We start from the raw sequence: 11,906 nt of genomic DNA on the forward strand, positions 1-11,906 counted from the left end.
GTCGTTCAGCGTGCCGGTGGCGGCGGCGCTTACATTCGCCGTCACCGTGTAGGTGATGCTGCTGCCGGAAGCCAGATTCACGGATGCATCGTCGATGTTTCCGCTGCCGCTGGCGGTGAAACCGGCAGCGCCGCTGGTGCCGATGGCGGAGTAGGTGTCGCTCGTGATCCCGGCCGGCAAGGTGTCAACCACCGCCGCTCCCACAGCATCGCTAGGACCGGTGTTTTGCACCGTGATCGTGTAGACGATCGCCTCGCCGGGCACGACCATGCCCGTAGTGCCCGCGCCGGCGCTCGAGCCGCCGCCGCTATCGGTCTTAGTGACCAGCAGGTCGACTAGCGGCGTGAGGGTGTCGGCGTCGGTGGCGGAGGTCGCTCCGGACACTTCGTTTGGATTGGTGTTCGTTTCGCCGCTGGCGACCGTGGCAGTCGCCGTATTGGTAAGCGTGCCGGTCGCGGCGCTGCTGACATTCGCCGTCAAGGTGTACGTGACACTGCTGCCGGATGCCAAATTGACCGATGTGTCGTCGATGCTGTCGTTGCCGCTGGCGGTGAAACCGGAAGCGCCGCTGGTGCCCGTGGCGGTGAAACTATCGCTGGTGATGCCGGCCGGCACGAGGTCGGCGACGGTCAGGCCGACGGCGTTGCTTGGACCGATGTTTTGGACATTGATCGTGTAGGTGACACTTTGGCCGGGCACGAGATCGCCGCCGGAACTGTCGGTTTTCGTGACGAGCAGGTCGACATACGGCGTAAGCGAGTCGGTATCGATTGCGGAGGTGACACCGGCGATTTCGTTTGGATTGGTGTTGGTTTCGCCGCTGCCCGCCGTGGCCGTGGCGGTGTTGCTCAGCGTGCCAGTGGCCGAGGCCGCGACGTTCGCCACGACGGTATAAGTAATACTCGCGCCGGAGGTCAGATTCACCGCGGTGTCGTCGATGCTTCCGCTGCCGCTGGCGGTGAATCCCGATGCGCCGCTGGTGCCCGTGGCCGCGAACGTGTCGTTCGCGATTCCGGCGGGCAACGAGTCGGCCACTTTGACACCCACCGCATTGCTCGGGCCGGTGTTTTCGACGGTGATCGTGTAGGTCACTTGCGTGCCGGGCACGACGCTGCCGCCGGAATTGTCGGTCTTCGTGACAACTAGATCGACTTGGGGCGTCAGGCTGTCGCTGTCGGTCGCCGAATTGTTCGTGGGGACCGGATCAGCGACGTTGGCGGGCGTTGCGACCGTCGCGGTGTTGGTCAGCGTGCCGGTTTTCGTAGCGCCGATGTTGGCCGTCACGGTATACGTGATCGTGCTCGCGGCGGGCATATTCACGGTGTCGTTGATGCTGCCGCTGCCGGTCGATGCATTGGTCGTGTCGGCGGCGCCGCCGGTGGTCGAGACGGTGAAAGTGTCGCTCGTGATATCGGCGTTGGCGGCCAGCAGGTCTTTCACCACCGCGGCGGTAACCGCATTCGGGCCGTTGTTGCTGACGACGATCGTGTAGGTGTCTGGCGTGCCGGGAACGGCCGAGGCTTCGTTGTCGGTGTCGGTGATTGCCAGATCGGCCTTGAGCAGGTTATCCGTCAGGCTGGCGGTGTTGTTGGCCGTGTTGGTGTCGGTAAACAATGCCGGCGCGCCGATGCTGGCCGCGTTGGTGATCAGTCCGGTGGCGCTGGCGCTAATGGTGGCAGCGACCGTGTAGGTGATCGTGCTGCCGATGGGCAGGTACACGGAATCGGCGATGGCGCCGCTGCCGCTCGTGTGCGTCAGATCGGCGGCGCCGCCGGTCGTGGCAACGGTGTACGTGTCGCTGGCGATTGCTGCCGGAAACGCATCGCTGACGGTGGCTCCGACCGCGGCGCTCGGGCCGTTGTTGGCCACGGTAATCGTGTAGACGATCGTGCCGCCGGCGCTGGCCAGACCTGCGGCGCCGCTGGCGCTCGAGCCACCGAGATTGTCGGTCTTGGTGATCGATAGGTCGCCGCTCAAGCCGCCGGCATTGGCGGCCACGGCAAGATTGGCGCCGCCCGAAACGCTCAGATCATCGACAATCAATGCGCCGGGAATCGTGCTGCCGTTGCCGTGGATCGAGGTGCCGGCGGTTCCGGCTACCTGAAACTGGGCGTCGGGGATGTACACCTCGCCGGTCAAATTGACGGTCGCACTGCCGGAGATTGAAATCGGCCGGATGTTCGTCCGGTTCTGAAAGAGAACAATGCCTTGATAGACGCCGCTGGTCGGCGCCGAGAGTGAGACGCTCGCCGAACCGCTGATGCTGATGCTATTGATGGAATCGTAGATGGTCACTCCGGTTCCCGTCACGGTGCCGCCGCTGATGCTCATTCCGCCTTCCAAATAGTAGAGGCCGGGAAGCAGCGTGACGTGCGCATTGCCGCTGATTTGGATGCGGCCGATATACGTGCCGGGCGAAAGCGTAACGCTGGCGCCGTTGACGACGGCATCGTAATAAGTCGTCGCGGGCGCCGTGGGAAGCGGCAACGCGGCCAGCGGATCGGCCACTGCCGCCGAACCGGTGACGACGTTGCCCAAGTATTGACCGCTGGCGGCGGATAGATTGCCATGCACATAGACGTTGTTGGCGGAAACGTGGCCCGACCCCGATCCCTCGGCGCCGGCCGCACTGGCCGAATCGACGACGATATCGCCGCTGGTGACGACGATGCTGCCGCTGCCCGAGTGAACCAGCGAGCCGGAAGAGGTGGTGTCGAGGGTAAGGATGCCGAGGTTCGGCGAGACGCTAAGCATCGCCCGTTTTTCGAGCGATTCGGCTCGGAGCACGCGGCGGCGCTTTCGGCCACCGCTCGTCGAAGGCGCCGGTGAAGCGGGCGAGTTTTTCGTGCGACGGTTGAAAAACGGGCGCAGAAACATAGAGACTCGCTATTCTTCGCCAACAAGGCGATGCAAGGAAAGAATTCAGACCGCAAAGCACAGCCGAGAATTCGGCGGCATTTGCGAACCAACGAATTGTTTTGTCGAACGACTAGATAAGATCTGCCACGCTTTTGTTGGCGTTCACGCTTCAGCGCGCGCCCGCTTGCCGCGAAGCCTGAACTCCAACCCCGAAACGATCGCACTTACCGGCGGCTAGCGCCTTGCCGCTAATACGCTGTCGTGAGCGCCAAGGCGCTGGCCGCCGTTGAACTTAGGGACGACCGCCTCACCGCAGCGCTGCCGTCTTCGCCTCCGACGGCAACAGCTCTTCCGTGAATCGCGCCACATAGTGCATCGCGCTTTCCGGACCGGAGAAGCTCAACACACGTTCGTCCAAGTCGGTCCGCTGGCCGACCATCCGCCCGGCATCGATGTCGAAGCGAATCTGCCCGCTCCACAAGCGTTGAATCAGTTGGGCCCGAACTTTGGGATTATCGACGGGCGTGAGGATCTGCGTTTCGACCGAGATCGTGGCGATCCCGTCTTTGACTTCTTCGAGTTCGTATCGCAACCGGGTTTCGATCTTTTTCACGGTTCCGTCTTCGAGCGGCACGGTGACCTCGTTCGGCAACGTCCACACGCATCCGATCGCGGCCGGCTGCTTGGGCAGCGGCACCACGAGCACGCTGCCGCTGGCGTCGATCGCCGGGCGATGCTTTTCTTCTCGCGAAAGCACCGTGCCCGCCGGATCGATCGTGACGACCGCCAATGTCGTGTTGAGCGATTTCGCGACATCTTCGTATCCCGGCGGAGCTTTCTTATCGGTCTGGCTGTTGTAGCGAATTTCCTGCCGGCCCGACATTTCATTGCGCATATCGACGGTTTCGACGGAATGCTCGAAGGTGATATTGCCGGCGGCGTCGACGTTCTTGACCCGCCACAGTTTGGTCGAGAGGCTGATCATCTGCGTCGATTGCGTCGAGCCGGAGATCGTCGTCTCGATCGTCGCCAATTGCGAGACACGCGTGCGAAGCTCTTCGCCCGAATGAAGCTTGTAGCGGAGCGTATACTGCGTTGCGGCAGTGGGCGGCGTCGCGGCGGAAGCTTTTGCCGCGGTGCTTTTGACCGACGTCGACTGCGGCTCGGCGGCATTTGCGGGCACCGCGCTTGCAGCCACGGCGACAACAAGCGCGCCGCCGCAAAGAAGAAGAGCAGATCTCATCGGCTCGCATCCTTTCGAGCAAAAGTCGCATATCAGAGCGAATTTTTCAGGATCGCCATCCGTGGCGTTCCGCCGCATGCCGCCGGCCCGACCGTGCGCCGCAATTCACCCGCGCCGAAAAACAGCACCAGTTTTGGTGCTCACACTAGCCCGACGCGTTAGCGAGGGAAGCCTCGCCAGCGAATTTATTTTTTGAGCGGCGCTTACCGCGAGCCGGCATTCGGGTCAACATTTTGCCTCGCCCCGCGGCCAATTGTTTCCGCCCCAGCCCAGCTTTTCCCGTAAAGTGCGGTAGTAGCCTCGACCGGTGACTTCGACCAATTTGAACTGCGGCTTCGCGCGGGCCACGCGAATCCGATCGCCCGGCTCCAGCGCACACAACACCCGCCCATCGACGACCACCGCCGTGCCGGCGTGCGGCCGCGGCACAGTCAATTCGTACACCCGATCGGCCGAATCCACCACGGGCCGATTCGTCAACGTATGCGGACTGATCGGCGAAATCACGAACGCCTGCAGGTCTTTTCGCAGGATCGGACCGCCCGCGGAAAGGCTGTGGGCCGTCGAACCGACGGGCGTACTGATAATCAAACCGTCGCAACTATAGGTAGTTACCAATTCTGCGTCAACGTAGAGATGCACTTCGAGGATCGAGAAGGGCCGGCCGCCCAACACGGCCGTTTCATTCAGCCCCAATTGCTTCTGCACTTGCTTGCCGTCGCGCGACACGGTGCATTCGAACATCAAATGCTCGACGGTGTGAAACTTGCCGGCGAGAACCGTCGGCAAGGCATCGATGAGTTCGTCGGGCGTGAGATCGGCCAGGAAACCCAGCTTTCCCAAATTTCCGCAAACGACCGGCACCTGCCGATAGCACATCCGGTTGGCGGCCCGCAGAATCGCGCCATCTCCTCCCAATACGATCGCCAGATCGGCATCGACCGCTGCCAGATCCTTGTAATCGCCAAGATCCGCAAGCACGAGATCGGCGTGCCGCTCGATCACCGGCCGCAACCGCTCGGCCTCGCGGGCCACAAGCGCCCCGTCGCCATAGCCCAGCAGCATCACGCGCATTCGTCGTTGCGGCTGCAAACTCGATTCCGCAGGCGATTGTTCCTGGTCGTGCATGCCAGCGATCCTAGCGGAAGCGATGCGCTCGGGGCAAGTGGCCCGCTCCGACCGCATTTTCCACCCGGTGCCGACCGCACGAGCAAGGGAGTGCACGGCGAATAAATAGCCTATCCTTCCTTGTATACCCGTAGCGCGCGAGAAAGTTGATTTTCCAGATTCGATCTGGCACCATACCAAGGGGCGTTTGACCCGCTGGGAGAACGAACCTGATCGCAATCGCGCTTGTCAATTCAATCAGGCCGCGCCGCCACGTCGCATATCAATTCCTGATATCGCTGCCGCACCAAATCGCAGAGTGATTCATGACGATCGAGCAACTTCTGCCGCCGATGTCCGAGGCGGAGCGGCTGGCCGAAGCGCAGCGACTGTATCGCGACGGGCTCTATTTGCAGGCGTATACCAAGGCCCAGGCGATCGCTCCGCTCGCGGATTGGAAAGGGGCGCGGCCGCGGGTGCTGGCCGGCCGGTTGGCCGGAGTGCTCGGCGGCTTGCGATTGGCCCGAGCGTTGCACTTGGCCGCGCTGCGCGAGAATCCGGGCGATCCCTTGGCGCGCTACTACGGTCTTCGGGCCGTATTTCAACGCCGCGGTCCGTGGAACACACGGCGATTATGGTTGCAGGCCGGTCCGCTCGCCGAGGGCCCCGCCCACTTACGGGCCGATTGGCTTTCGTTCTACGCGTTTCTCTGCGCGACGTTGCGCGATTTCGAAGTTGCCGACCGGTTTATCGACGAAGCGCTGGCGATTGCGCCGGAGCGCCCCTGGATTCATGTCGAGCATTCGAGCATCTTGCAGATCGAAGATCGGTTTGAAGAAGCGCTTGCCGCGGCCGAGCGGGCGCTCGATTTGCGGCCGTGGTTTCGCCCTGGCGTGCAAGCCGCGGCGGAATACCTGTGCCGTCTCAATCGCGATCGCGAGGCGGTCGACTTGCTGACCGCCGCCTCCGAACGGCTGGAGTGCGGCAATGTCGTCGCCCAATTGGCCACCGTGCAAAGAGAACTCGGCAACGAAGAGGCGGCACGCGAAAGCCTCGCCCGATTGCACGAACTGTTTCCACTGCAAGATAAAACGATGGCCGCTTGGATTGCCGGCGTCGAATGCGATTTGAACTCGCAGCGCGACGATCTCACGACGGCGATCGCGGCCGGCCGCCGCGCCGGCAAGGGGTATTACGAACACATCGTCGCCAATCTCGAAGCCTCGAAGCCGAGCGATCAGCGCGTCTTGCTGCCCGTCGAATTCGTGCAGCAGCAGCATGTCACCTGCGCCCCGGCGACGATGACGGCGCTCTGCAAGTTTTGGCGGCATGAAGCGGAACATGTCGAAATCGCCGACCAGATCTGCTTCGACGGCACGCCGCAACATTTGCAGCGGCAGTGGGCCGAGGCCAACGGCTTCGTGGTCCGACAGTTCTCCGTCGATTGGAATACGACCGTCGCGCTCGTGGATCGGGGGGCGCCGTTTACGCTGGTCACCGTTTCGCCGCCGACGTCGCACCTGGTCGCGGTGATGGGCTACGATGCTCGTCGCGGAACGCTCCTGTTGCGCGATCCGTCGCTGCGGTGCCGTAGCGAGATGCTCGGCAAAGAGGGGCTCGAAGCATTTCGCTCGACCGGGCCGCTGGGGATGGTGATGGTGCCGCGCGAGCGATCGGAATTGCTCGACGGCCTGGCGCTACCGGACGCCGAGTTGTACGACGAACTGCACGCGTTGCAGATCGCGCTGGAGCGGCACGAGCGCGAGCGGGCGGGCGAGCTATCGAACCGCATGCGCGAGCACAGCCCGGACCACCGCGTCACGCTCTACGCCCGCCGAGCGCTTGCCGCCTACGACAGCGATCCGATCGCGGCCCGCCATGCCTACGAGCAATTGCTCCAGCAATTTCCCGACGACACGATGCTGCTCTTGGCGCGGCTCGGGCTGATGCGCGACGATTCGACGCGGCAGGAACGGATCGATTTTCTCACCGAAATCGAATCCAGCCCGCGGCGAAACGGCTTGTTCCGCTTGCAACTCGCGGAAGAGCTTGCGTTCGACGCGCGATGCCATGCCGAAGCGGGCGGGTTGCTGCGGCGATTGTTCGTCCAGCGCCCCTATGAAGCCCGCTGCTACTACACGCAAGCGCGCATCGAATGGGAGGCCAGCGATTTTGCCAAAGCCACCGATCTCTATCGCTGCGCCGCCTGTTTGAACGACACGAACGACCGCTTCGCGCGCGATTGGTTTCTCGCCTCGCGGCACGTGAAACAGGGAGATCAAGCCCTCGCGTTCTTGCGTTCCCGATTCGCCCGCTACGGCCACAAATCGAATCGCCCGGCAATCACGCTTGCCAACGCCTACAACGATCTGGGCCTGGGGCAAGATGCGCTGGCAATGCTCGAGGAGGCGGTTCGCCGCCGGCCCGACGACGGCGAACTGCTCGCTTTCGCCGCCGATTCGCATGGTTGCCGCGGCAACCATGCACAAGCCAAGAAACTGTTGGCGGATGCCGAAGGTCACTCGCGGCGCGGCTATTGGCTTCGCATCGCGGCCGCCATCGCCGAGGCGGAAGGAGACCTGACGGTCGCGCGCCGCTATCGGACGGAAGTCGTCGAGCTCGAACCGCAAGCTGCCGATGCCCACGGCGCGCTCTGCAGTCTCTTGGAAGCAACCGAAGGCCAAGACGCGGCGTTCGAATATCTGCGGAAGGCCGTCGCGCGCTGGCCGAGCAATCTGGCGCTCGTGCGGCTGACGGTCCAGCCGTTCAACCCACGACACCTCGACGAAGCCGAGACGATGCTCCGCCGCTTGCTCGACATCAATCCGACCGATGCCTGGGCGCATCGCGAATTGGCTTCGCTGCTGGTGGCCGATGGACGATTCGATGAAGCGGCGCTGGAAGCCGGCACCGCGATCGCGCTCTCGCCCGGCGATAACCACGGCTATGGAATGCGCGGCTACGCTCGCGAACGGTCGGGCGATATTCCCAAGGCGATGGCCGATTATCGCCTGGCCGTCGAGCATTCCGCCGACGATGAGCCGTCGATCCGGCATTTGCTGCATTGTGCGCCGGCGCACGCCGATCGGGTTGCCGCGCTCGAATTCGTTCATGAGCAATTGAAGCGGCAAACGACGCTCGGCATGGGAATCCTGGCCTATCGCGACCAGGCGCGCGGAGTGCTCAAGCCCGATGCGGTCTTGGCGAATCTACGCGATGCATTCGCCGCCCGCCCGGATCTATGGCACGCATGGTCGGCAATGATCCGCCAGTTGACCGACATGGACCAACTCGTCGAGGCGGCGGAGATTGCGACCGCGGCCACGGCGAAATTTCCCTTGCTGCCGCGGCTATGGTGCGACTTGGCGGCGGTTCGCCGCGCCGCCCGCGACTCCGAGGGGGAGATCGCCGCGCTCGACTGCGCCCTGCGGATCAATCCGAATTGGACCACGCCGATTTGCGCGCTGGTCGAAGCGTTGGAGCGCGCCGGCCAGCGGGATCGCGAACGAAGGGTTTTGGAAAGCGCCGTGGCCCGCTTGCCGCTGGACGGCGTGCTGCGCTGCTATTTGTCGGACTCGCAATGGAGAGCGGGAGAGCGAGAAAAGGCGGTCGAATCGCTTGTGTCGGCCGTTCGAAATGTGTCCGACAACGATAAGGCCTGGTCGAGCCTCGTGGAACGAGCGAGCCTGGCCGGCTGTCCGCAACGGGCCGAACAGGCGGCCCGCGATGCGGTGGCTCGCTGTCCGGGCGATTCGCGAGCCTGGCACCGGCTGGCGCAGATGCTCCGCTCTCCCGCGTCGTTCGACGAGCGCATGGCGGCGCTGGACCGTGCGACGCAACTCGATCCTCGCGCCACCGCCGCGCACGTATTGCGGGTGGAATTGCTGCGCGACGCGAAGCGGTTTGCCGACGCCCATGCGGCCTGCGCTCCGGCGGTTTACGGTGAGCGGCGGCCGGTCGAACTGCGGCTCGAAGCAGCCCGCGTCTGCGCGGCGGAAGGACAAACCACAAATGCGATCGCCGAGACACGGGCACTCTTGCAAGAAAATCCCGACTTTTGCCGTGGTTGGCGGCAGTTGTGCGAATGGTATTCGGCCGGCTCGGGCCATGGCGCCGAACTGTTGGAAGCCGCCCGGCAACTCACCGCGATTTTCCCACGAGACACGTCCGGATGGCGGTTCCAAGGCGAAGCGCAATGGCGACTGGGAAACCGCGAAGAGGCAAAGCAAGGGTTTCGCCGCTCCATCGAATTGTTTCCGACCTGGGCGTACACCCGCCGCTGCCTGTTCGATCTCCATTTTCAAGACAAGGAATACGACGCCGCGGGCGAAGCCCTCCAAGGGGCGCTCCAGACGGATCGCGACGCCTATACGCTAACGCGGCATATCCAACTACTGAGCGCGCGACGCAAAACCGATGAAGCGATCGCGGCCCTGGCAGAGCTCTGCACGGGCGAGTTGCCGACCGATTGGGCGCTGAAGACCGCGATCGCCGCGATGAGCCAACAGCGCTGGCAAAACCAAGTGCGGCTGACACTGCTCGCGGCAATGGCCAAGCCGGGCGTAAATCCGCAGATCGCCGCCGAATGGGCCCGTGTCGAAGTCAAGCTGAAGCAATGGCAGCGGGCGCTGAAGCAGCTCAAGAAGCTGGTGGGCAACGACGCGGCATGGTCGGCCGCCGCCGGCCCGTTGATTTCCGGAATGGCCGATGCCCGCAAGAAAATTGCCGTCAGTTGGTTTATTCGTCGGAATCGCCAGCGCCTGAAGCGAGATCTCTCTTGCTGGGGAAGCACCGGCTACGCATTGCTCACCATTGGCCGATATCGGTCGGTGGTCAAATGGCTCGCTGCCTGGAAAACGCGCCCCGGCGTCCAGCCCTGGATGCTGACAAATCTGGGCGTCGCGCTGGCGATGCTCGGCCGTTATGAAGAAGCTGCTCAAGTTCACCGATCTGCAATCGCACTGCCGGCCGATCAAACCACGCCGGCGCAAAAAATCTATCTCGCGGCGCTCGAAGCCGGCGCCGGCCGATTCGAGGTCGCAAAGCCGCTCGTCGATCAAACCGCGGAAATCCAGTTGAAAGACTTTCCTCGCGCCATCCGAACGCTGGTCGCCGAAATCTTGAGCCTCCGCGACGATGAGAAGCTTGCTCGCTCGTGGTTCCCGAGCCTCGACGCCCGAATCCGGCTGAATCGAGCATTACGGCCGTTCGCCAAGTTGCGGGCCTCGAGCCGGTTTATGCGGCGGACGCAATCCCGCATCGTCGACCGATTGGCCCGCGATCGGGGCTGGTGGCTGCTCTGGCTGGCGTCTTAACAAGCGGCGAGGCGCGGAGAGCCATTCGCCACAACCGCCGGCCGGCGTATAATTCGCGGTCGGCGTATCCCTCGAAACCGAACGAAACGGGCGTCGGGCTCTTATCAGGGAGAGAATCATGAAATTTGTCGCATTGATCGGCGGTTGTTTGGTACTGGGCCTTGGAATGTTGCTGGCACATGCCCAACTTGCCCAACCGCAAGCTCCGGCGCCGAAGAACACGGATTCTCCAAAACAGGCGACGACCGTTTCTTCGCAAGCTGCCACTCCGCAGGCTGTCCCTTCGCAAACCGCGGCCGCTGAAGCGAAGCCGGCGACCGTCGCCGTGCAGGTCTTCAATCGCGAAGGGAAACTCGTCGGCCCGGTCGAATCGCCGAAGGTGGAACTGAGCGCCGGCGATTGGAGAAAACGCCTCTCGCCCGAAGCATTCGATGTGTTGCGAAATCAAGGCACCGAACCGCCGTTTAGCGGCGAATATGTCGATACCAAGACCGACGGCGTCTATGTTTGTGCCGGATGCGGGCTGCCGCTCTTCGCTTCGGATGCGAAATTTCACTCGGGCACCGGTTGGCCGAGCTTTTTTCAACCGATCGTCAAGGGCAACGTGGCTGAGATGACCGATCGGAGTTTCGACGACGTGCGCACCGAAATTCATTGCCCGCGCTGCGGCGGCCATCTGGGCCATGTGTTCAACGATGGCCCCAAGCCGACCGGCTTGCGGTATTGCCTCGATTCCGTCGCGCTGCGGTTCGTGGCGCACGACCAACTCGCGTCACTCGCCGACCCGGCCGCTGAAAAACGGGGATCCGCCCGGGCGCTGCAACAATCCAACGCGACAAAGACGACCGCGACGGCCGTATTTGCCGGCGGATGTTTTTGGGCCACCGAGGCGGCCTTCGATCAGATCAAGGGAGTCGTCCATGCCGAGTGCGGCTATTGCGGCGGCGCCAAAGAAACGGCCGACTACGATACCGTCTGTCGCGGCAACACGGGCCACGCCGAATCGGTTCGCGTGACTTACGATCCAAGCCGCGTGAGTTACGATCAATTGCTCGATGTCTTCTTTGCCGCCCACAATCCGACCGAGCTGAACTACCAGGGGAACGACGAAGGCCCGCAATATCGCTCCGCCATTTTCTACGCCGACGCCGAGCAAGAGGCCGCCGCCAAGGCGAAGATTCAAACTCTCTCAAAGGCACACGCGTTTCCCGATCCGATTGTCACTGCCGTCGAGCCACTCAAGACGTTTTTCATCGCCGAAAAGCATCACCAAAACTACGTTCACGACCATCCGGATGAATCATATATCCGCAACGTTTCGATTCCGAAGGTGGAACACGTGCGGCAGAAATATCCCGAGCTAATCAAGGCCAGCGAATAAT

Annotated in this window: 5 protein-coding genes; 2 read left to right on the top strand and 3 right to left on the bottom strand. The window is 63.0% G+C overall.

What is annotated here, in order from left to right; all coding sequences use genetic code 11:
• From VHX65_14635 to VHX65_14645, 3 genes are all read right to left on the bottom strand, one after another.
• A partial coding sequence (locus tag VHX65_14635) for a hypothetical protein (GenBank protein ID HEX3999784.1) occupies positions 1 to 2,787 on the bottom strand: 2,787 nt, incomplete at its 3' end.
• Between the two features lie 379 nt (positions 2,788 to 3,166).
• On the bottom strand, positions 3,167 to 4,102 hold the full coding sequence (locus VHX65_14640) for a hypothetical protein (GenBank protein HEX3999785.1): 936 nt from the start codon (positions 4,100 to 4,102) through the stop codon (positions 3,167 to 3,169).
• 225 nt (positions 4,103 to 4,327) lie between these two features.
• A complete protein-coding gene (locus VHX65_14645) occupies positions 4,328 to 5,230 on the bottom strand; it encodes an NAD(+)/NADH kinase (protein HEX3999786.1) in 903 nt (300 codons plus the stop codon).
• Between the two features lie 305 nt (positions 5,231 to 5,535).
• Here VHX65_14645 and VHX65_14650 point away from each other — a divergent pair, with 305 nt between their 5' ends.
• Together VHX65_14650 and VHX65_14655 are read left to right on the top strand one after the other, a co-directional pair.
• A complete protein-coding gene (locus VHX65_14650) occupies positions 5,536 to 10,524 on the top strand; it encodes a C39 family peptidase (protein HEX3999787.1) in 4,989 nt (1,662 codons plus the stop codon).
• A 118-nt stretch (positions 10,525 to 10,642) separates the two neighbouring features.
• On the top strand, positions 10,643 to 11,905 hold the full coding sequence (locus VHX65_14655) for a bifunctional methionine sulfoxide reductase B/A protein (GenBank protein ID HEX3999788.1): 1,263 nt from the start codon (positions 10,643 to 10,645) through the stop codon (positions 11,903 to 11,905).
• The last annotated feature ends 1 nt before the right edge of the window (position 11,906 follow it).

Source organism: Pirellulales bacterium (assembly GCA_036267355.1).
In the GTDB taxonomy this organism is placed as follows: domain Bacteria; phylum Planctomycetota; class Planctomycetia; order Pirellulales; family DATAWG01; genus DATAWG01.

Excerpts from the sequence above, each read along its gene's own strand:
- VHX65_14640 (HEX3999785.1), bottom strand. The coding sequence starts at position 4,102 with ATGAGATCTGCTCTTCTTCTTTGCGGCGGCGCGCTTGTTGTCGCCGTG.
- VHX65_14645 (HEX3999786.1), bottom strand. The coding sequence starts at position 5,230 with ATGCACGACCAGGAACAATCGCCTGCGGAATCGAGTTTGCAGCCGCAA.
- VHX65_14650 (HEX3999787.1), top strand. The coding sequence starts at position 5,536 with ATGACGATCGAGCAACTTCTGCCGCCGATGTCCGAGGCGGAGCGGCTG.
- VHX65_14655 (HEX3999788.1), top strand. The coding sequence starts at position 10,643 with ATGAAATTTGTCGCATTGATCGGCGGTTGTTTGGTACTGGGCCTTGGA.